Origin of the sequence: Phenylobacterium sp. (assembly GCF_030651755.1) — a bacterium.
Classification (GTDB): Bacteria; Pseudomonadota; Alphaproteobacteria; order Caulobacterales; family Caulobacteraceae; genus Phenylobacterium.
On sequence record NZ_JAUSBZ010000010.1, the window covers coordinates 1 to 19,656 of the forward strand.

Here is a 19,656-nt window from a genome sequence, read left to right on the forward strand (position 1 = left end):
ATGGCCGCGCCGCGGGGTGACGACGGCGGCCGGGCTGCGCCCTTGGCCTGGGGCAGGATCGTCTCGCGCATGAACCACACCACGCCGAGGGCCGAGGCCAGCCCAAAGGCGGCGGCCACATAGAGCGGGATCTGAAAGCCCGCGGGGCCAAGCTCAGGACGGGCCAGCAGCCCCCCCAGGGCGGGTCCCACGATGAAGCCCATGGAGAAGGCCGAACCCATGACGCCCATGCGCCCGGCGCGCTGGTGGGCTGGGGTGATATCGGCCAGGTAGCCCTGCAGGGTCGAGATATTGCCCGACATGAAGCCGCCGACGAGACGGACGGCCAGCGCCGTCCAGATCCCCGGCGCCAGGGCCAGGGCCACATAGGCCAGGGCCCCGCCGACGGTGGTGAAGATCAACACCGGCCGCCGTCCAATGCGGTCTGACAGCTTCCCCCAGAAGGGCTCGCCCAGGAACTGGCCCACCGAGAAGGCCGAGAACATCAGGGTGATCTGCCAGGCCGGCGCGTCAAAGGCCTGGCCGAAGAAGGGCAGTAGCGGAATGACCAGGCCAAAGCCCGCCATGTTCAGGAAGATGACCGACAGAAGGACGATCAGCGCCCTGGGATCATCCTTGGGCGCCTCAGGAGTCACGGCCGACTGCTCTCGACGACAGCCTCATCCTCCGTTTGAGGCTTCAGGCTCGGCGCCCGCCGGCTGGCGGCCAGGGCCAGCCAGATGGCCGGGGCCAGCATCAAGGCGGCGATGAAGAAGGGGCCGTGGATCGAGATGCCCGCGAAGGCCAGCCCCGCGCACAGGGGGCCGATCACCCGGGCGAGGGCGCCCATGGCGTTGTTCAGCCCCAGGATCTGCCCGGTGCGGGTCGGGTCGGCGGTCCGCGAGATCAGCGCGCTGACATTGGGAAAGGCCACCGACTGGCCCACCGCCATGGCGCACATCAGGGCGATGACCACCGCGCCGTTCGGCGCGAAGGGTTGGGCCAGCGCGCTGACCAGGGTCAGGACCATGCCGACCGCCAGCATCGGTCCCTCCCCGTAGCGCTCGGACAATCGACCGGTGACGAACATCTGGGTGGTGGCCGCGCAGACGCCGACAAAGGCGAAGCAGACGCCGATTTCTCGGGGACCCCAGTCGAAGCGGGCCTGGGTCCAGAGACCGAATATGGATTCCACGCCCGTAAAGGCGAAGCCGACCATGAAGGTCAGCAGCATCAGCCGCCCGACCACCGGGTGGCGCACCGCCTCGCCGATGGCCGACCAGCGGCTGGGTTGATGTTCGAAGACCTCTTCCCGGGCGCGGCTCTCGCGGATGAAGACGAGGATGGACAGGGCGGAGGCCGCCGCCAGGCCTGAGGCGATGAGCAACGGCAGGCGGAAGCCGAGCGGGCCCGCTTCAGGATGGGCGAAGATGCCGCCCACCGATGGGCCGACGATCAGGCCGATGTTCCAGGCGGCGCCCATGTGGGACATCCGCCGCGTCCGCTTCTCCGGCGGAGTCACGTCGGCGATATAGCCTTGGATGACAGAACCATTGCCGCTGGCCAATCCGCCCAGAAAGCGCACGGCCAGGGCGATCCAGACATTGGGTGCGAACGCCAGCGCCAGGTAGCAGAGGCAGTTGCCGGCGATGGTGCTGATCAGGATCGGCTTGCGGCCATAGCGGTCCGAAAGCCGGCCCCAGAAGGGTTCGCCGAAAAAGGCGCCGGCCGAATAGGCCGAGAAGATCAGGGCGATCTGCCAGGCCGGGGCGTCGAAGGACTTGGCGTAGAAGGGCAACAACGGGACGATGATCCCGAAGCCCAGCATATTGATGAAGATGACGGCGATCAGCGACGGCGCAGCCATAGCGGACGGAGTCGCCGCGCCAGGCGCAGTCTTCGACATGGGCCGGTGTTAGGCGCAGGCTCGAAATCCGGCAAGGGCTCTCATAACGAGATTTTCTGAGGGTTACGCCAGTCCGTCTCGGCGCGCCTGACGCCGGCGTCAAAAAAGGGCCGGCGTCGCCGCCGGCCCTCCATGGTCCTACCTCAGTGGCCGCCTTATCGGGGCGCCAGGATCATGATCATCTGGCGGCCCTCCATGCGGGGCTCATACTCGACCTTGGCCACTTCCTCGAAGTCGGCCTTGACCTTCTGCAGGAGCTTCATGCCGAGTTCCGGGTGAGCCAGTTCGCGACCGCGGAAGCGCAGGGTGACCTTCACCTTGTCGCCTTCCTCGAAGAAGCGGTGCATTGAGCGGGACTTCACCTCGTAGTCGTGGGTGTCGATGTTGGGGCGGAGCTTGATCTCCTTGATCTCCACCACCTTCTGCCGCTTGCGCGCCTCGTTCTTTTTCTTCTGTTCCTGGAACTTGAACTTTCCATAGTCCAGAATCTTGCAAACGGGCGGATCCGCGTTGGGCACGATCTCGACCAGATCGAGGCCGGCTTCCGCGGCGGCTTCGAGAGCCGACGACGTGGGCATGACGCCCTGCTTCTCGCCCTGCTGATCGATCAGCAGGACGCGCGGAACGCGGATGTCCTCGTTGATGCGCGGCCCTTCCTTCGTGGGCGGCGCCTGCATGGGGCGGCGAATAGGCAAAGCTCCTGAGTCTGTTTCAGTGAATGTCGCGACGGCGCTGATGCGTCGACCGGTCCCTAGACTATATGACGAAGCGCCTGGACGCGATCAAGCATTCGACCCGTCGGGGAACCGCGTCAGGGCTCGGGCGGCCTGCAGCACCTGGGGGACAGGCATGTCGGCCAGATTATCGGCCTGCAGCACGGCCACGTGGCCCCGCGGCGCCGATAGTATCGGGTCCGAGGCCTTGGAGAACAGGACGATGGTCGGTGGTCCTGCCGCGGCGGCCAGGTGCACCGGACCGGTGTCATTGCCGACCACCAGGGCGGCCTTGGCGCCCAGCATGGCGATTCGCGCCAGGTCGGTGCGCCCGGTCAGGTCGCGGGCCTTGCCGACCTTTCGCTGGATGGTGCGCGCCAGGGCGCTTTCCTGTGGGCCGCCGATAACCACGATGTCAAAGCCTGCGGCATAGAGCAGGCGCGCCAGCTCGCTGTATTGCTCGATGGGCCAACGCTTCTCCGGCCGGTGGGCGGAGCCCCCTGGCGCCATCAGCACATAGGGCCGCGGTTCGATGCCGCCAGCCACCGGCCGCGCCGTCTCAGCCTTACGCAGGATCCAGGCGACGTCGGGGCCAGGCGCCGTGCCGGGTTCAGTGGGCGCGTCGGGCCAGATCCCGGCGGCCTTCAACTGATCGGCGTGGCGTTCCAAGGTGTGCATCCGATCCCGTCGCCGGTTGCGGTGGGGGAGGGCGCAACCCAGGGCGACGCCAGACCATTCCGGCGGAAAGGGACGCAGCCCGTGGAAAATCATGCTGGAGCGCGATGAGGTCTGCAGGTCGTAGACCCGGTCGTATCGGGCCTTGCGGATGCGCCCCACCAGGGCCAGCCACTCGCCGACCCCCTCGGGGCGGCCGTCGGTTTCAACGACGTTGAAATAGGGGCAGAGCTTGGCCAGGCCCTCGAAGGGAGGGGTGGTCAACAGGGTGATCCGGGCCTTGGGATGCGCCTGGCGAATCCTCTTGGCGGCGGCCAGGGCGAGAATGAAATCCCCCATGGCCGACAGCTTGATCACCAGGATTTTTTTGATCTCGCGGGGCGGCGCCATCAGGTCCGAGCCTCAAGAACACGTTGATAGGCCGCCAGAGTCGCCGCGCACATGGCGTCGACGGAATAGAGCCGCCGCGCCCGGTTGGCTGCGGCCTGGCCCATGGCCTGAAGCTGGGCGGGGCCGGCGTCCATGGCCCGGGCCAGGACCGCGGTCCAGGCCTCCACATCGCCCGGCGCGGCCAGCCAGCCGGTCACCCCGGGGATCACGGTCTCGGTCATGCCGCCCAGGTCCGAGGCCGCCACGGGCCGGCCCATGACCTGGGGCTCCACCGCCGTGCGTCCAAAGGACTCCGGCACAATGGAGGGCAGGATGGCGACGTCGCCCAGCAGGTAGGCGGCGGGCATGTCATCGCAATGCCCGACCAGCGAGACCTGCTCGCCGAGCCCCGCGGCGGCGATCTGCGCCTCCAGTTCGGCGCGATAGGCGCTGCGGCCCTGGTCGTCCCCGATCATCAGGATGCGGAAAGCCGTTCGCCCTTCAGCCTTCAGGCGAGCGGCGGCGGCGATCACCGTCCCATGTCCCTTGATCCGGGTCAGGCGGGCGGCGAGCACAAAGGTTGTCAGGGTGGGATCGGCGGGCGCCTTCCAGGCCGTCCGGAGGGCGTCCACCCGCTCAGGCGTCACCCAGTTGGGGTTAAAGCGCTCCAGATCGACGCCCCGGGGAATGCTGACGATCCGGTCGGGATCGAGATGGTGTTCATTCAGGACATGGTCGCGGGTGAAGTCTGAATTGGCGATCACCAGGTCCCCCCGGGTCATGACGGCGTTGTACCAGCGCTTCAGCCGGCTGCGCGCGTTGTATACCCCATGATAGGTCGCCACGAAGGGGGTGCCCGTCGCCTGGGCCGCCCAGAGGGCCGAGAAGGCCGGCGCTCGCGAACGGGCATGGACCAGACTGACCGTCTCGCGACGGATCAGGTCCGCCAGCCGGGCGGCGTTGCCCAACATCACCAGGGGGTTCTTGGTCTGCACAGGCATCTGAGCCAGGCGGCCGCCGTCGGCTTCCAGCCGCGTAGCCATCCGACCGCCGCGAGTGGCGACAAGCGCCTTTCCGCCGCCGCGCACCACGGCCTGGGCGACATCAATTGTCGTCTGCTCGGCCCCGCCGGTGTCGAGCTCGGGCACGACTTGGAGGAGCGTAAAATCAGGGGGCAAGGTCACCGGTCCTGCATAGCGCAGAACGCGGCTCGGTAAACCCCGCGCCACCTGGGATCGCCCTCAAGGCCGCGCTATAGAGGCCTATGGTCGACGAAACCGGACGATTGCGCACCGCTGACGGAGGGGAGCTGGCCTGGCGCCGGGTGGGTGGCCAGGGGCCGACCGTGGTGTGGATGGGGGGCTTCCGCTCCGACATGGCCGGAACCAAGGCCGAGGCCCTTGCCCAGTGGGCGGCGGCGACAGGTCGCGCCTATGTCCGGTTCGACTATTTCGGCCATGGGGAGTCCAGCGGCGACTTCGCCGTCGGCACGATCACCCGCTGGCGGGCCGACGCCCTGGCCATCCTTGATGAGCTTGCGCCTGGGCCGGTCGTCCCGGTCGGCTCCTCCATGGGGGGGTGGATCGCCTGTCTCGTGGCCATGGTTCGCCCAGAACAAATGGCGGGCCTCGTCCTGGTCGCCCCAGCGCCGGACTTTACCGAAAAGCTCATGGGCCCTGAGATCGACGCCGACGCCCGCCGCGCCCTGGATGAGACCGGCGTCTGGATGCGTCCGTCGGACTATGGCGAGCCCTATCCGATCACCCGCAACCTGCTGGAGGACGGCGACCGCTGGTCGATTCTGCCGGGGCCAGTCCCGGTCAGCGCGCCTGTGCGCATCCTGCAGGGCGGCGCAGACCCCGACGTGCCCTGGCGACACGCCTTGGAGCTGGCCCAGGCGATCAACAGCGCAGACGTGGTTTTCCAGCTGATCAAGGACGGCGACCATCGGCTGTCACGCCCCCAGGACCTCACCCGCCTGATCGCGGCGGTGGAGGAGCTGGTTCAGCCGCCGGCCTGAAGGATGGCCTGCAGCCCTTCGCGATAGGTGGGATAGGCTGGCCGCCAGCCCAGTTCGGCCTTGGCCCGGGCGTTGGAGACCCGCTTGCTCTCGGCATAGAAGCGCTGCGCCGGTCCGGCGAGGTTCGCGTCCTCCACCGGGATTTCGGGGGGAATGGGAAGCCTTAAAAGCGCCGCCGCATAGGCCACCACCTCGCTGTTGGGGGCTGGCTCGTCATCGCAGAGATTGTAGATTCCGCCGGCCCGCGGCCGGGCGATGGAGGCGGCCAGCCCTGCGGCCAGATCGTCCACATGGATGCGGGAGAAGACCTGGCCTGGGGCAGTGATCCGCTTGGCCCGGCCAGAGCGCAGCCGGTCGAAGGTCGAGCGGCCAGGGCCATAGATGCCCGGCAGGCGGAAGACGGTCGTCGTCAGACCCATGCCCTTGCCCACATCCAGCCAGTCCCGCTCGGCGGCCACCCGGCGGGCGCCCTCCATGGACTGGGCGGCCAGCCGGCTCGACTCGAACGCCCAGCCCCCCTGCCGGTCCCCATAGACGCCGGTGGTGGAGAGATAGCCAAGCCAGTCGGGAAAGGCCCCGCCCTGAGCCATGGCGGGGACCAGGCTGCGCAGGCCAGGACAGCCCTCCGCGTCCGGAGCGGCGGTGACCAGCACCGCATCGGCCGCCTTCAGCTGCGCGACCAGGCCCTGCCGATCATGGACCGACACCGCCTCGACCCCCAGGTCCGCCAGCCGCTGGCTGTCCTCAGGACGGCGGAAGGAGGCCGCAAGGCTCCAGCCCTCGGCCTCCAGCCGGACCCCAAGGGCTGCGGCCGAAAATCCGTAGCCGAAAATGAAGAGCCGCACGGCCTCGCCCCTATTCGGCCGCCACCGCCTTGCCTGGCGCGCTGGCCGCGGCCGCCCGCTCGGCGTTCCAATGAGAGTGGCAGGGAATCTTGCTCAGGTCGGCGCGGTCGGCATAGGCCCGGGCGATCTCTGCGACCTCCATCAAGAGGCCGTCCTCCAGCCGGATCGGGTTGAGGCCATAGTCCAGCAGGCACTTGTTCTCGACCACCAGATCGTTCTCGTCGGCCTCGGCCCGGGGATTGGGCAGGTGGGCGACCTCGGCCTCGGTCAGCTTGGCGATCATCTGGGCCAGGTCCCGGACCCGCCAGGTCTCGGTCATCTGGTTCATCACCTTGACCCGCTCGCCGCGCTCGGGCGGGTGGGCCAGGGCCAGCTCGACGCAGCGCACCGTGTCCTGGATGTGGATGAAGGCCCGGGTCTGGCCGCCGGCCCCGTGGACGGTCAGCGGGTAACCGACCGCCGACTGCATCAGGAACCGGTTCAGGACCGTGCCGTAGTCGCCGTCATAGTCGAACCGGTTGATCAGCCGCTCGTCCTTGCGGGTCTCTTCGGTCTGGGTGCCCCAGACGATGCCCTGGTGCAGGTCGGTGATCCGCAGGTGGTCGTTCTTGGCGTAGAACTGGAAGAGCAGGGCGTCCTGCGTCTTGGTCATGTGATAGATCGACCCCGGATTGGCCGGATAGAGGATCTCCCGCTCCACCCAGCCTTCGGGGGTCTCGATCTTGACGGTCAGATAGCCCTCGGGGATGGCGGCGCCGGCCGTGCCATAGCCATAGACTCCCATGGTGCCCAGATGGGCCAGATGGATGTCGAGGCCGGAGTCGACGATGGCCGCCAGCACGTCGTTGGTGGCGTTCAGATTGTTGTCGACAGTGTAGCGCTTGTGCCTGGCCGACTTCATGGAATAGGGCGCGGCCCGTTGCTCGGCGAAATGGACGATAGAGTCCGGCCGCCAGGTCTTGAGCAGGTCGAGCAGGGCGTCATAGTCCTTGCCCACCGTGATGTCGTGGAAGCCGATCTGGCGCCCAGAGACCTCCTGCCAGGCGGCGATCCGCTCCTGGATGTCTCGGACAGGCGTCAGGGACTGAACCCCCAGCTCGCCGTCGATCCGCCGCCGCGACAGATTGTCGACGATGGCCACCTCATGGCCACGGGCAGAAAGGTGGAGGGCCGTCGGCCATCCGCAGAAGCCGTCCCCCCCAAGAATGAGTACGCGCATCGCCGCTCCGATCCGTACAGGTTTCGCCTGCGTCAGGGCTAACAAACGCCGGAGCATTGTGAAAGCGCCGCGGATCAGAACGGTTCTGAACCGACAGGGTTCAGATCGTGCCGACGGGGGTCAGAGCAGGTCTGTGATCGCCTGGCGCGCCGCCTGACCAAACGCGGGGTGGCGCAGGGCGAACGCCACATTGGCTCTCAGCAGACCGATCTTGTCCCCGCAGTCGTAGGTCACGCCGTCATATTCGAGGGCGTGGAACGGCTGAGTCTTCATCAGTTCGACCATGGCGTCGGTCAACTGAATCTCGCCGCCGGCCCCCTTGCCCTGCTTTTCCAGCAGCGGAAAAATCTCGGGCTGCAGCACATAGCGCCCGCTGATGAACAGGTTGGACGGCTCGGTCCCAGGCGCCGGCTTTTCAACCATGCCGCGCATACGGTTGAGGCGACCGATCTGCGCCTCAAGGTCGACAATACCGTACTTGTGCGCCTCGCCCTCGGGGGCGGGTTCGACCGCGATGATATTGCCCCCCACCTGAGCATGGGCGCTGACCACCTGGGCGAGGGCCGCAGGCGCCGCCGCCATCAGCATGTCGGGCAGCATGACGGCGAAGGGTTCGTCACCGATGATATCGCGGGCGCACCAGACCGCGTGGCCGAGTCCCAGGGGGGCCATCTGGCGCACAAAGCTCATCTGGCCAGGCTGGGGCAGGTCCCGGCGCACCTCGGCCAGGATGTCGGCCTTGCCCTTGGCCTCCAGGGCGTTCTCGATTTCAGGCGAGGCGTCGAAATAGTCCTCGATGGCGCCCTGGCCGCGGCCGACGATGAAGACGAAGTGCTCGATGCCCGCGGCGCGGCCTTCTTCGATCACGTAGGACAGGATCGGGCGGTCAAAGACATTGAGCATGTTCTTCGGGGTGGTCTTGGCGCCGGGAAGCACCCGTGTCCCCAGTCCCGCCACCGGCAGCACAGCCTTGCGAACCCGCCTGTCCATTCCGTCCTCCGTCAAGCCGCCAAATCGCTAGACGAGGACCTACGGGAAATCCACCACCATCAGATGAATCCCAACGGTTCCGGGCGCCCGCCTGGGAACTGATCACGAAAGCGGGAACGCCAGTCGCACGATCAACGTTCGACTTTCTGGGAATTCGTCCCAAGGGGAGCCATGCTCGTGAAACTGCGCAATTTGACCACCCTGACCGTCGGCGCCCTCGCCGTGGTCGCCCTCGCCGCCTGTTCAGACAATCGGGCGGACACCACCGAACCCATGTCCGCTGAGACCGGCAGCATGGGCGCCATGACCCCGGCCGATCCGATGACCCCCATGGATCCCGCCATGACCAATCCGTCCATGCCGGCCGACGGCATGACGCCGCCGCCGGTCAATGACCCGGCCGCCATGGATCCGGCGGCCACCTCGCCCGCCACCACCACGCCGCCCGCGCCCTAAGGGCCAGGCGGCCTCACTCCACAGTGACGGACTTGGCCAGGTTCCGCGGCTGGTCCACATCGGCGCCCTTCTGGACGGCCACATGATAGGCCAGCAGCTGGATGGGCGCCGACATCACCAGGGTGGAGACCAGGGGGTCGGAAGACGGCGCGGTGACCACCACCTTGGCCCCGGCCGGCGCGTGCTTGGCTCCTTCGGTGTCGGTGATGAACACCACCTGGCCGCCCCGGGCCATCACCTCGCTCATGTTCGAGGCCGACTTCTCGAACCAGGCGTCATAGGGCGCCAGGATGATGATCGGCGTCTGGTCGTCGACCAGGGCGATGGGGCCATGCTTCAGCTCGCCGGCGGCATAGCCCTCGGCATGGATATAGCTGATTTCCTTGAGCTTCAGCGCGCCTTCAAGGGCCAGGGCCGACATCGGGCCCCGGCCGAGATAGAGCACGTCCTTGGCCTTGGCGATCTCCGCGGCGATGGCGCTGATGGCGTCCTCCAGGCCAATGGCCTCGGCCATCAGCCGCGGCGCGCCCAGCAGCACCTTGACCAGCCGGGCCTCCTCGGCGCCGTCGATCTTGCCCCGGGCCTTGGCCGCGGCGATGGCCAGGGCGATCAGCACGCTGACCTGGGCGGTGAAAGCCTTGGTCGAGGCCACGCCGATCTCCGGCCCGCAATGGATCGGCCAGACCACGTCCACCTCGCGGGCGATGGTCGATTCCGTGGCGTTGACGATGGCGGCGCTGCGCATGCCGCGCGCCTTGCAATAGCGCAGGGCCGCCAGGGTGTCGGCGGTCTCGCCGGACTGCGACATGGCGATCACCAGGGCGCCCGGCCGTAGGGCCGGCTGGCGGTAGCGGAACTCCGAGGCGATCTCCACGTCCACCGGCAGGTCGGCCAGCTGCTCAATCAGATAGCGACCAATCATCCCGGCGATATAGGAGGTGCCGCAGGCGACGATCTGCATGCGTTCCAGGCCGGCGAAATCCACCTCCCCGGGAATCGCCGCCTGGCTGGTCAGGGTGTCCACATAGGCCGCAATGGTGCGCTGGCACCCCTCGGGCTGGTCGTGAATCTCCTTCTCCATGAAGTGCCGGTAGTTGCCCCTCTCCACCAGGGCCGCGGCCCTGGCCAGCTGCTTGACCTCTCGGGTGGCGGGCGTCCCGTCGGCGTCAAAAATCTGCGCCCCGTCGTGATCAATACGGACATAGTCGCCCTCTTCCAGATAGGCGACGCGGCTGGTGAACGGCCCCACGGCCAGGGCGTCTGACCCCAGGAACATCTCACCGTCCCCATAACCCACCACCAGGGGACTGCCCCGCCGGGCGCCCAGCAGTGTCTGATCCTCGCCCGCAACCAGCACGGCCAGGGCGAAGGCGCCGGTCAGGCGGTCCAGGGTGGCCTTCAGGGCCGCCAGTGGGGCCAGGCCGGCCTCTAGCTGGGAGTCCATCAGCTGGGCGATGACCTCGGTGTCGGTGTCGCTGGAGAAGCTCCGCCCCCCGGTCTCCAGCTCACGGCGCAGCTCTGCGAAATTCTCGATGATGCCGTTATGGACCAGGGTGACGCGGCCGGCGGTGTGGGGGTGGGCGTTGCGCTCTGACGGGGCGCCGTGGGTCGCCCAGCGGGTGTGGCCGATGCCGACCGTCGCCACCAGGGGGTCGGCCATCAGGACGTCCTGCAGGGCCCGGATCTTGCCCTGGGCCCGCCGCCGCCCAACCTGACCCGGCGCGGTCACCCCGGCCACGCCGGCGGAGTCATAGCCCCGATACTCCAGGCGAAGCAGGCTCTCGATAAGCCGGTTCTGGACGTCGCTCTTGCCGACAATGCCTATGATGCCGCACATGGCCTAACCTCACCGTTTTGTCGGATGGCTCCGACGCGCCTAATGTCCGCCCCGCGCCGCCTTTAGCATTCGCAAACGCGACGTCGACTAAATCTGGGTTTCCGATCGTTTCGTGAGTCCGACCATGACCAACCGCGCCTATTTTGGAACCGACGGCATCCGGGGGGAGGCTAACCGCCATCCCATGACCGCCGAGGTGGCTCTGCGCGTCGGCATGGCCGCCGGTAAGGTCTTCATGTCGCAGGATGCGCGGCGCCATCTGGTGGTGATCGGCAAGGACACCCGGCTCTCGGGCTACATGATCGAGCCGGCCCTGGTGGCGGGGTTCACCAGCGTAGGCATGGATGTCCGCCTGCTGGGCCCCATGCCGACGCCGGGGGTGGCCATGATGACCCGCTCCATGCGGGCGGACCTCGGCGTGATGATCAGCGCCTCGCACAACGCCTATTCGGACAACGGCATCAAGCTGTTCGGCCCCGACGGCTTCAAGCTCTCCGACGCCAGGGAGCTGGAGATCGAGGCCCTGATGGACGAAGGCCTGCAGGAACGTCTGGCGGCGCCCGACGCCCTGGGCCGCGTGGTGCGGATCGATGACTCCCAAGCCCGCTATGTGGAAATCGCCAAGGCGACCTTCCCCCGCCGGCTCAGCCTCAACGGACTGCGTATCGTGATCGATTGCGCCAACGGGGCCGCCTACAAGGTGGCGCCCACCGCCCTCTATGAACTGGGCGCAGAGGTCATCCGGCTGGGGGTGGAGCCCAACGGCTTCAACATCAACAACGACTGCGGCTCCACCCACCCCGACGCCATGGCGCGCATGGTCCGAGAATACCGCGCCGATATCGGCATCGCCCTGGATGGCGACGCCGACCGCCTGGTCATCTGTGATGAGACGGGCCATGTGGTTGACGGCGACCAGATCATGGCCCTGATCGCCGGGCACTGGGCTGACCGGGAACGGCTCACCGGCGGCGGCGTGGTGGCCACGGTCATGTCCAACCTCGGCCTCGAACGTTTTCTGAGCCACCGCGGCCTCGTCCTGGAACGGACCGCGGTGGGTGACCGGGCGGTGATGAAGCGCATGCGAGAAGGCGGCTTCAACCTGGGCGGCGAACAGTCGGGCCATGTGATCCTCTCGGATTTCTCCACCACCGGTGATGGGCTCCTGGCCGCCCTGCAGGTGCTCGCCGTGCTCAAGGAGGCCGACAAGCCCATGAGCGCCCTGGCCCGCCAGTTTGAGCCCGTCCCCCAACTCCTGGAAAATGTCCGCTTCGGCGCTGGTCGTCCCCTCGACAGCGACAGCGTCAAGGGCGCTATCGCCCACGCCGAACAGCGCTTGAATGGGTCAGGCCGGCTACTGGTCCGGGCCTCGGGCACCGAGCCGCTGATTCGGATCATGGCCGAGGGCGACGACGAGAAATTGATCTTCGAGATCGTCCACGAGATCGCTGGCGTGGTGCGTCAGGCCGCAGCCTGACAAGGAATTGATCCGTTTCCCGATCAGCTTTCGGAAACCCTATCCCGCCTCCCAGGATTATGTCAGTCTCGTAATGTTCGCGTCGCTCGACCGGCGCGATGACACAAGATCGACTGGGAGAAACGTATGTCTCGCAACACCGCCATGGCGGAGCGCGGGCAGGGGAATGTGAGCCGAGGCCCGACCTCGATCGCCTGCCTCGCCTTTGTCGCCCTATTGAGCCTCGCCTTCTGGGCTGGCGCCGCATGGATCGTGCAGCACCTTCTGAGCCTGATGGCTCTGGGCTAGGGCGCTCGGGGCGGCTTCAGGCCCGCCCGATGCTCACATAGTCGAACCCCTGGCGACGCACGTCGTCAGGCCGGTAGATATTGCGCAGATCGATGAGGACGGGGGTCTTCATCGCGGTCTTCAGGCGTTCGAGGTCGAGCGCCCGGAACTCATCCCATTCGGTGATGATCACCACCGCCTCGGCGTCCCTGGCCACCGCATAGGGTTCAGCCGCGAAGTCGACGTCCTTCAGCAGATGCCGGGCCTCGGTCTCGCCCTCCGGATCATAGGCCGTCACCACGGCGCCAGCGGCCTGCAGGGCCGGAATGATGTCCAGGCTGGGCGCATCGCGCATGTCGTCTGTGTTGGGCTTGAAGGTCAGGCCCAGAACCCCGATCCGCTTGCCCGCCACATCGCCGCCCATCGCCTTGATCACCTTCTGGGCCATGGCCTTCTTGCGCTGGTCATTGACCCGCACGGTGGTCTCGATCAGCTGCACCGGCGCGCCGAAGTCGCTGGCCGTGCGCACCAGGGCGAGCGTGTCTTTCGGGAAGCAGGAGCCGCCATAGCCCGGGCCGGCGTTCAGGAACTTCCCGCCGATCCGCCCGTCCAGGCCGATGCCCTTGGCCACCTGCTGCACATCGGCGCCGACGGCTTCGCACAGGTCGGCCATCTCATTGATGAAGGTGATCTTCATGGCCAGGAAGGCGTTGGCCGCATACTTGATCAGCTCGCTGGTCCGCCGGCCGGTGAAGACGATGGGCGTTTCGTTGAGGAATAGCGGCCGGTAGAGCTCGCTCATCACCGGACGGGCCCGCTCATCCTCCAGGCCAACCACCACCCGGTCGGGGCGCTTGAAGTCCTCGATGGCCGCGCCCTCGCGCAGGAACTCCGGGTTGGACACCACCGCGAACTGGGCGTCAGGGCGCTTGGCCTTGATAATCTTCTCGATCTCATCACCGGTGCCCACCGGCACGGTGGACTTGGTCACCACCACGGTGAAGCCGTCCATGAGGCCCGCGATCTCCTCGGCGGCGGCATAGACGTAGGACAGGTCGGCATGGCCATCGCCCCGGCGCGAGGGCGTGCCCACGGCGATGAACACCGCATCGGCCTTGGCCACAGCTGCGGCGGCCTCGGTCTCGAAGAACAGCCGGCCGGCCGCCACATTTCGCGCCACCAGGCCCTCAAGACCCGGCTCGAAGATCGGGATGCCCCCCTCGCGCAGACGGGTGATCTTGCCCGCGTCCTTGTCGATGCAGGTCACCACATGCCCGAAGTCGGCGAAGCACGCCCCGCTCACCAGGCCCACATAGCCCGTCCCGATCATCGCCACTTGCATGCGCTGGTCCTAGTTCTGGAATCCCTTGGGCCGCCATGAGGCGGACCGCCTCATGGCGTGATCTAGCCGAAACCGGGCGGGCCCCGCCAGACCAGCCTAGCGGCCGCTAGATTTCCTGGTTGTAGCCGCCCACCTGCGGATGCTGGCCCAGGCGAGGCTTCACTTCCTGGTGGAACAGGGCGCGCATGTCGTCGGCCGAGCTCGTGCTCTCCACCACCACGACGATCTCGGGCTTGTTGGACGAGGCCCGGACCAGGACCCAGGAGCCGTCCTCCAGGGCCACGCGCACGCCGTTGACCGTGATCAGGTCGGCGATCTTGCGGCCCAGGATCATTCCGCCTGAGGCCCGCAGGGCCTCGTACTCGGCGACGATCTTCTCGACCACGCCGTACTTTTCCTCATCCGGGCAGTGGGGGGACATGGTCAGTGAGGTGTAGGCGACCGGCAGGGCCTTTTTCAGGTCCGAAAGCTTCTTGTCCGGGTTGCGGTCCAGCATCGACAGGATGGCGGCGGCGGCCACCAGGCCATCGTCATAGCCGCGGCCGATGGGGTTGTTGAAGAAGAAGTGGCCGCTCTTTTCGAAGCCGGCGAGGGCCTTCAGCTCGGCGGTCTTGCGCTTGATATAGGAGTGGCCGGTCTTCCAGTAGACGGTCTTGGCGCCGTTAGCGGCCAGCACCTCGTCAGTGGCGTAGAGGCCTGTGGATTTTACATCGACCACGAAGGTCGCGTTCTTGTGCAGGGCCGACAGATCGCGGGCCAACATCAGGCCGATCTTGTCGGCGAAGATCTCCTCGCCCTCGTCGTCGACCACGCCACATCGGTCGCCGTCCCCGTCGAAGCCCAGGGCGCAGTCGGCGCCGTACTGGCGCACGGCCTCGGCCATGGCGTGCAGCATTTCCTGGTCTTCTGGGTTGGGATTGTAGCGGGGGAAGGTCCAGTCCAGGTCGCAGTCCATCTCATAGACCACCGCCACGCCCATCCTGCGCAGGGCCTCGGCGGCGAAGGCGCCAGCCGTGCCATTGCCGCAGGCGCAGACCACCTTGAGCGGGCGCTTCAGGCTGACCCCGGCCACCACATCGTCCACATAGCGATCCGCCACGCCGGAGACGTGGGTCAGGCTGCCGCCGGGCTTAAGCTCCCAGGCGCCGCCCAGGACGATCTCCTTCAGCCGGCCCATCTCGTCGGGGCCGAAGGTGAGGGGGCGCTGGGCGCCCATCTTCACCCCGGTCCAGCCGTTCTCATTGTGGCTGGCGGTGACCATGGCCACGCAGGGGGCGTCCAGATCGAACTGAGCGAAATAGGCGATGGGCGACAGGGCCAGGCCGATGTCCAGCACCTCACAGCCGGCCTGGATCAGGCCCAGCGTCAGGGCCTGCTTGATCGACAGGGAGTAGGAGCGGAAGTCGTGGCCGACCACGATCTTGGTCTGGCCCATCTGCTGGATGAGGGTCCCAAGACCCATGCCGAGGGCTTCGATGCCCAGCAGGTTGATGTCGGGGCCAAACAGCCAGCGCGCGTCATATTCACGAAAGCCCGTGGCTTTCACCAGGGGCTGGTTCTCATAGGCGAGGGTATTGGGGACGAGATCGGCGCTGGGGGCGAGAAGCATCTGGACTCCGCAGGTGGGTGGTCGGCGACTCTGAAGATTGTGAGGCCCGAAGGCCAGCCTAACGCGAAATCCCTAGGGCCGGTTCGCGACGTTTACTACATCACGCCTGCCCGAAGCAGGTCGTGAACATGCAGTATGCCTACGGGGCGTTCGTTCTCCACAACGAACAGCACGGTGACCGAAGGGGCCGGATCGCTCATCAGCGCCAGGGCCTCGGAGGCCATCATGGCCTGGGGCACGGTCTTCTTGGGGCCCGGCGTCATGACGTCGCCGGCGCCCAGGCTCAGCAGGCCGCCGATGTGGCGGCGCAGGTCCCCGTCGGTGATGGCGCCGACCAGCCGTCCCGCCTCGTCGGTGACGCCGACAATGCCCCACCGCTTCTCGGTCATGACCAGCAGGGCCTCAGGCATGGGCGTGTCGTAAGTCACCAGGGGCAATTCGTCCGCCCCGTGCATCAGGTCGCCCACCGTGCGCAGCATGGCGCCCAGCTTGCCGCCGGGGTGGAAGGTCTTGAAGTCCTTGGCGGTGAATCCCCGGCGCTCCAGCAACGCGACGGCCAGCGCGTCGCCAAGGGCGATCTGCAGAGTGGTCGAGGTGGTCGGCGCATTGACCTCAGCCGTGGCTTCCGGCGCATCGGCCAGGCGCAGGACCACGTCGGCGGCCTGGCCGAGCGCGCTGCCGGGCGACGCCGTCAGGGCGATCAGCGGAATGCCGAACCGTTTGGCGTAGACCAGGATGTCCGAGAGCTCGCGCACTTCGCCGGACTTGGACAGGGCCAGGATCGCGTCCTCCTGGCCAATCATCCCAAGGTCGCCGTGGCTCGCCTCCGAGGCGTGGACGAAAAAGGCCGCCGCGCCGGTCGAGGCGAAGGTGGCGGCGAGCTTTCGCGCCACATGGCCGGACTTGCCGATGCCGGTGCAGGCGATGCGGCCCTTGGCGGCGTAGAGAGTGTCCACAGCGCGCACGAAGGCCTCATCGAGGCCGTCAGCCTGGAGGGTGAGGGCCGCCGCCTCAGCGGCCAGCACCCGGCGGCCCACGGCGACGGCGTCGAAGGTTGAACTCATTGTGAGGGCGCGATCGCTTCGGTCTGCAGGTTCCGCATGGTCTCGCGGGCCTGGTTGATGCGTTTTTGCGACGCTTCGGTCTGGCGCTTCATGGCCGCCTGCATTTCGGGCGTCTGCTGAACGGGGGTGTGGCCAAAGGGACCAGGCGAACGGGCGCCTATGCCTTGGGGCCAGACCAGGGCCAGGGCGATGATCATCACCGCCAGCAGGCCCATGAGGGGAAAAAAGAGACGATCAAGCATTTGAGCCCCGATATAGCCCCTTGCGATCGTCTCGGCCACGTCCAAGGCGCGCCGTCCGCGCTTGACGCGACCCAAGGCGCGCCCTAGCCGAACGGGCGACCCCGCCGCCTCAGGAGATGCCCCGTGCCGACCCTTGTCCTGCTCCGCCATGGCCAGAGCCGCTGGAACCTGGAAAACCGCTTCACCGGCTGGGTGGATGTGGACCTGACCGCCGAGGGCGAGGCCCAGGCGATCAAGGGCGGCGAGCTGATCAAGGCCGAAGGCGTGCAGTTCGACCGAGTCTTCACCTCGGTGCTCACCCGGGCGATCCGCACCAGCTGGCTGGCCCTGGGGGCCGCCGGCCAGGCCTTCGTGCCAGAAATCAAGGACTGGCGTCTCAATGAGCGCCACTATGGCGGTCTGACCGGTCTCAACAAGGCCGAGACCGCCGCCAAGCACGGGGACGACCAGGTCAAGGTGTGGCGTCGCTCCTACGATGTCCCGCCCCCGCCGCTCAGCCATGACAGCGAGTTCGACTTCGCCGGAGACCGACGCTACGCCGGCGCCGTCCTGCCCGACACCGAGAGCCTCAAGACCACACTTGATCGGGTGCAGCCCTATTGGGAGGGGGAGATCGCCCCACGCCTTACGGCGGGGGAGACCCTGTTGATCGCCGCCCATGGCAACTCCCTGCGAGCGATCGTCAAGCTGCTGTTCCAGCTCGACGACGCGGCCATCATGGACGTGGAGATTCCCACGGGTAATCCCCTGCTGATCCAGCTGTCCGACCGGTTGGCGCCCGTGGCGGCCCGCTACCTCGACGAGACTCGCGCCCAGCCCCTGCCCCCAGTCGCGTGACCATTGATCCCCAGGATGAGGCCCATATGCGCCGAGCCATTGCGCTCGCGCGGCCCCATCTCGGCCTGACGGCGGAAAATCCGTCGGTCGGTTGCGTGATCGTCCGGAACGGGGTGGTGGTTGGCGAGGGCGCCACCGGCCGCGGCGGGCGGCCTCACGCCGAGGAACTCGCCCTGCAGGCGGCCGGCGGGCGCGCCCATGGCGCTGTGGCCTATGTCACCCTGGAGCCCTGCGGCGCCCGATCGACCGGCGCCGCCTCCTGCGCCGAACGACTGGTCGCGGCCGGCGTGGTCCAGGTCATCGTGGCCTGCGGCGATCCCTCTCCCTATGCCGACGGCCGGGGATTGGCGCATCTGAGAGCGGCTGGTCTGGCGGTTCGCCTTGGCTGCCTGGCCGACGAGGCGCGGGCGCTCTATCGGGACTACGTCCCCCCTGCATCGCCCCGACCGAGGAACTAGGGGACGAACTAAGGTTCGGAAGAGCTCGTTAATCTTGCGGCGTTAGCGTGGCCTGTCCCGTTCTCAATGGCCTGTAATGCTGTCCCCTCGACCCGCCTCGATCCCCGAACTCCGGCGCCTGACCCAGGCCGAGGTCGATGCGGTTTGCGCGCGGCACGATCGCCTGTGGACCTCGCGGCCCGGCGGCGCCCGGGCGGTGTTCGCCTGGAAAGATCTCACCGGGCTGGACCTGCGTGGCCGTAATCTCTCGGACGCGGACTTCACCGGCGCCTGCCTGAACGAATGCCAGATGCAGGGCGCCAAGCTCGACAACGCCAATCTGTTCGGCTGCGACATGCAGGGCGTCAATCTGACCGAGGCCTCCCTGCGCCGCGCCGACCTGCGCGGCGCCTGTCTGCGCGGGGCCAACCTGACCGCCGCCGACCTGTTCGAGGCCGACCTTCGCGAAGGCTCCATCGCCGCGGCCGACCGCGACAAGGGCCTGCGGATTCTCGAGCATCTGGCGCGACCTGGCGAAGTCCAGGGGGCGGTTCTGGCCGGCGCCAATCTGGAGCGCTCGCGTCTGTCGGGGGTCATGGCCGCCCGCGCCGACTTCTCCGACGCCATTCTCAAGGACGCCAAGCTGGTCCGGGCCAATCTGAAGCAGGCCAACATGTCCGGCGCCAATATGCAGGGGGCTGACCTGTCGGGCGCCGACCTCGCCGGCGCCGACCTCCGCGACGCCATCCTGGTGGGCGCCAAGACCTATTCCTGGAATGTCAGCAAGGCCGATATGGAGGGCGTGCTCACCGACGCCCCGTCTGGTCTGGCGGTGTCAGACCTGCCCTACAAGACCATGATCCGCGAACATGCCCGCTGGTGCGAAACCGGCGGCGGAGAGGGCAGTCCCTCGGTGTTCGACGGCGCCGACCTTCGGGCTCTGGAGACCATCCGCGGGTTCAACCTGACCGCCCTGTCGGCTAAGGGCGCGGTCTTCTATGGCCTGGACATGGAGGGGGTTCAGCTCCAGGGCGCGCAACTCGATGGCGCTGACCTTCGGGCCTGCAATCTCCGCCGGGCCGATCTGCGCGGCGCTCGGCTGATCAACGCCAAGCTCTCCGGCGCAGACCTGCGGGACGCCCAGATGGGTCCGCTCCTCATCGGTTCGAACCGGCTGCTGCCTTGTAATCTGACCGGCGCCAAGCTGAAGAACACCGACTGCGCCCGGGCCGATCTGCGCCAGGCTATCCTGCATGACGCAGACCTCTCCCGGGCTAACTTCACCGGCGCCCAGCTCAAACAGATCGAGATCGGCGGCGCTCTGCGGGCAGGGGCCAGGGGCCTCGCCGAGGTCATATAGATATCGCCGTTC

At 67.4% G+C, this 19,656-nt stretch carries 20 protein-coding genes; 7 read left to right on the forward strand and 13 right to left on the reverse strand.

Going from position 1 to position 19,656, the window contains the following annotated elements:
- The 5 genes from Q7V15_RS00525 to Q7V15_RS00545 form a co-directional block, all read right to left on the reverse strand.
- A partial coding sequence (locus Q7V15_RS00525) for an MFS transporter (RefSeq protein ID WP_304752836.1) occupies positions 1–635 on the reverse strand: 635 nt, incomplete at its 3' end.
- Positions 632–1,885 (reverse strand): MFS transporter, encoded by a 1,254-nt coding sequence (locus Q7V15_RS00530; RefSeq protein WP_304752838.1) that lies wholly within the window; start codon positions 1,883–1,885, stop codon positions 632–634. The genes Q7V15_RS00525 and Q7V15_RS00530, both read right to left, overlap by 4 nt.
- A 155-nt stretch (positions 1,886–2,040) precedes the next feature.
- Complete coding sequence (gene infC, locus Q7V15_RS00535; protein WP_304752840.1) at positions 2,041–2,562, reverse strand: translation initiation factor IF-3; 522 nt, start codon at positions 2,560–2,562, stop codon at positions 2,041–2,043.
- A 105-nt stretch (positions 2,563–2,667) separates the two neighbouring features.
- Positions 2,668–3,663, reverse strand: a complete 996-nt coding sequence (locus Q7V15_RS00540) for a glycosyltransferase family 9 protein (RefSeq protein WP_304752842.1) — start codon at positions 3,661–3,663, stop codon at positions 2,668–2,670.
- Positions 3,663–4,820: a glycosyltransferase family 4 protein gene (locus Q7V15_RS00545; RefSeq protein WP_304752845.1), complete on the reverse strand. Its 1,158-nt coding sequence runs from the start codon at positions 4,818–4,820 to the stop codon at positions 3,663–3,665. Before Q7V15_RS00545 ends, Q7V15_RS00540 begins: the two co-directional genes overlap by 1 nt.
- 86 nt (positions 4,821–4,906) lie before the next feature.
- Between Q7V15_RS00545 and Q7V15_RS00550 the strand changes: the two genes are divergently transcribed.
- On the forward strand, positions 4,907–5,662 hold the full coding sequence (locus Q7V15_RS00550; protein ID WP_304752848.1) for an alpha/beta fold hydrolase: 756 nt from the start codon (positions 4,907–4,909) through the stop codon (positions 5,660–5,662).
- Here Q7V15_RS00550 and Q7V15_RS00555 read toward each other — a convergent pair.
- The 3 genes from Q7V15_RS00555 to Q7V15_RS00565 all read right to left on the reverse strand — a co-directional run bounded on the left by Q7V15_RS00555 (position 5,647) and on the right by Q7V15_RS00565 (position 8,716).
- Positions 5,647–6,507, reverse strand: a complete 861-nt coding sequence (locus Q7V15_RS00555; protein ID WP_304752851.1) for an SDR family oxidoreductase — start codon at positions 6,505–6,507, stop codon at positions 5,647–5,649. The genes Q7V15_RS00550 and Q7V15_RS00555 overlap by 16 nt on opposite strands.
- Positions 6,508–6,517: 10 nt before the next feature.
- Positions 6,518–7,726 carry an NAD-dependent epimerase/dehydratase family protein gene (locus Q7V15_RS00560; protein ID WP_304752852.1) on the reverse strand — a complete coding sequence of 403 codons (1,209 nt, stop codon included), beginning with the start codon at positions 7,724–7,726 and terminating at the stop codon, positions 6,518–6,520.
- A gap of 120 nt (positions 7,727–7,846) precedes the next feature.
- Complete coding sequence (locus Q7V15_RS00565; protein ID WP_304752853.1) at positions 7,847–8,716, reverse strand: UTP--glucose-1-phosphate uridylyltransferase; 870 nt, start codon at positions 8,714–8,716, stop codon at positions 7,847–7,849.
- Between the two features lie 171 nt (positions 8,717–8,887).
- Between Q7V15_RS00565 and Q7V15_RS00570 the strand changes: the two genes are divergently transcribed.
- Positions 8,888–9,172 (forward strand): hypothetical protein, encoded by a 285-nt coding sequence (locus Q7V15_RS00570; RefSeq protein WP_304752855.1) that lies wholly within the window; start codon positions 8,888–8,890, stop codon positions 9,170–9,172.
- Positions 9,173–9,185: 13 nt separating this feature from the next.
- Here Q7V15_RS00570 and glmS read toward each other — a convergent pair whose 3' ends face one another.
- The gene (glmS, locus tag Q7V15_RS00575; protein ID WP_304752858.1) at positions 9,186–11,009 is read right to left on the reverse strand and encodes a glutamine--fructose-6-phosphate transaminase (isomerizing); all 1,824 of its coding nucleotides are present in this window, start codon (positions 11,007–11,009) and stop codon (positions 9,186–9,188) included.
- Positions 11,010–11,133: 124 nt separating this feature from the next.
- On the opposite strand from glmS, the gene glmM reads away from it, so the two are divergent.
- A complete protein-coding gene (gene glmM / locus Q7V15_RS00580) occupies positions 11,134–12,486 on the forward strand; it encodes a phosphoglucosamine mutase (protein ID WP_304752860.1) in 1,353 nt (450 codons plus the stop codon).
- Positions 12,487–12,612: 126 nt separating this feature from the next.
- On the forward strand, positions 12,613–12,774 hold the full coding sequence (locus tag Q7V15_RS00585; protein WP_304752862.1) for a hypothetical protein: 162 nt from the start codon (positions 12,613–12,615) through the stop codon (positions 12,772–12,774).
- A gap of 16 nt (positions 12,775–12,790) precedes the next feature.
- Here Q7V15_RS00585 and Q7V15_RS00590 read toward each other — a convergent pair whose 3' ends face one another.
- The 4 genes from Q7V15_RS00590 to Q7V15_RS00605 form a co-directional block, all read right to left on the reverse strand.
- Positions 12,791–14,095, reverse strand: a complete 1,305-nt coding sequence (locus Q7V15_RS00590) for a UDP-glucose/GDP-mannose dehydrogenase family protein (RefSeq protein WP_304752865.1) — start codon at positions 14,093–14,095, stop codon at positions 12,791–12,793.
- A gap of 106 nt (positions 14,096–14,201) precedes the next feature.
- On the reverse strand, positions 14,202–15,704 hold the full coding sequence (locus Q7V15_RS00595; protein ID WP_304752866.1) for a phosphomannomutase/phosphoglucomutase: 1,503 nt from the start codon (positions 15,702–15,704) through the stop codon (positions 14,202–14,204).
- 95 nt (positions 15,705–15,799) lie between these two features.
- The gene (locus tag Q7V15_RS00600) at positions 15,800–16,768 is read right to left on the reverse strand and encodes an SIS domain-containing protein (protein WP_304752869.1); all 969 of its coding nucleotides are present in this window, start codon (positions 16,766–16,768) and stop codon (positions 15,800–15,802) included.
- A complete protein-coding gene (locus tag Q7V15_RS00605) occupies positions 16,765–17,010 on the reverse strand; it encodes a hypothetical protein (RefSeq protein ID WP_304752872.1) in 246 nt (81 codons plus the stop codon). Before Q7V15_RS00605 ends, Q7V15_RS00600 begins: the two co-directional genes overlap by 4 nt.
- 123 nt (positions 17,011–17,133) lie before the next feature.
- Here Q7V15_RS00605 and gpmA point away from each other — a divergent pair, with 123 nt between their 5' ends.
- From gpmA to Q7V15_RS00620, 3 genes are all read left to right on the forward strand, one after another.
- On the forward strand, positions 17,134–17,847 hold the full coding sequence (gpmA, locus tag Q7V15_RS00610; RefSeq protein WP_304752875.1) for a 2,3-diphosphoglycerate-dependent phosphoglycerate mutase: 714 nt from the start codon (positions 17,134–17,136) through the stop codon (positions 17,845–17,847).
- Positions 17,844–18,305, forward strand: coding sequence for a bifunctional diaminohydroxyphosphoribosylaminopyrimidine deaminase/5-amino-6-(5-phosphoribosylamino)uracil reductase RibD (locus tag Q7V15_RS00615; protein WP_304752877.1), 462 nt, complete (start codon positions 17,844–17,846; stop codon positions 18,303–18,305). Before gpmA ends, Q7V15_RS00615 begins: the two co-directional genes overlap by 4 nt.
- A gap of 76 nt (positions 18,306–18,381) precedes the next feature.
- On the forward strand, positions 18,382–19,644 hold the full coding sequence (locus Q7V15_RS00620) for a pentapeptide repeat-containing protein (RefSeq protein ID WP_304752880.1): 1,263 nt from the start codon (positions 18,382–18,384) through the stop codon (positions 19,642–19,644).
- Positions 19,645–19,656: the final 12 nt, after the last annotated feature.

Coding starts and splice junctions, on each gene's coding strand:
- Q7V15_RS00590 (WP_304752865.1), bottom strand. CDS start 14,095: ATGCAAGTGGCGATGATCGGGACGGGCTATGTGGGCCTGGTGAGCGGG.
- Q7V15_RS00605 (WP_304752872.1), bottom strand. CDS start 17,010: ATGCTTGATCGTCTCTTTTTTCCCCTCATGGGCCTGCTGGCGGTGATG.
- Q7V15_RS00560 (WP_304752852.1), bottom strand. CDS start 7,726: ATGCGCGTACTCATTCTTGGGGGGGACGGCTTCTGCGGATGGCCGACG.
- glmM (WP_304752860.1), top strand. CDS start 11,134: ATGACCAACCGCGCCTATTTTGGAACCGACGGCATCCGGGGGGAGGCT.
- Q7V15_RS00565 (WP_304752853.1), bottom strand. CDS start 8,716: ATGGACAGGCGGGTTCGCAAGGCTGTGCTGCCGGTGGCGGGACTGGGG.
- glmS (WP_304752858.1), bottom strand. CDS start 11,009: ATGTGCGGCATCATAGGCATTGTCGGCAAGAGCGACGTCCAGAACCGG.
- Q7V15_RS00540 (WP_304752842.1), bottom strand. CDS start 3,663: ATGGCGCCGCCCCGCGAGATCAAAAAAATCCTGGTGATCAAGCTGTCG.
- Q7V15_RS00600 (WP_304752869.1), bottom strand. CDS start 16,768: ATGAGTTCAACCTTCGACGCCGTCGCCGTGGGCCGCCGGGTGCTGGCC.
- Q7V15_RS00550 (WP_304752848.1), top strand. CDS start 4,907: ATGGTCGACGAAACCGGACGATTGCGCACCGCTGACGGAGGGGAGCTG.
- Q7V15_RS00595 (WP_304752866.1), bottom strand. CDS start 15,704: ATGCTTCTCGCCCCCAGCGCCGATCTCGTCCCCAATACCCTCGCCTAT.
- Q7V15_RS00620 (WP_304752880.1), top strand. CDS start 18,382: ATGCTGTCCCCTCGACCCGCCTCGATCCCCGAACTCCGGCGCCTGACC.
- Q7V15_RS00570 (WP_304752855.1), top strand. CDS start 8,888: ATGCTCGTGAAACTGCGCAATTTGACCACCCTGACCGTCGGCGCCCTC.
- Q7V15_RS00585 (WP_304752862.1), top strand. CDS start 12,613: ATGTCTCGCAACACCGCCATGGCGGAGCGCGGGCAGGGGAATGTGAGC.
- infC (WP_304752840.1), bottom strand. CDS start 2,562: ATGCAGGCGCCGCCCACGAAGGAAGGGCCGCGCATCAACGAGGACATC.
- Q7V15_RS00530 (WP_304752838.1), bottom strand. CDS start 1,885: ATGTCGAAGACTGCGCCTGGCGCGGCGACTCCGTCCGCTATGGCTGCG.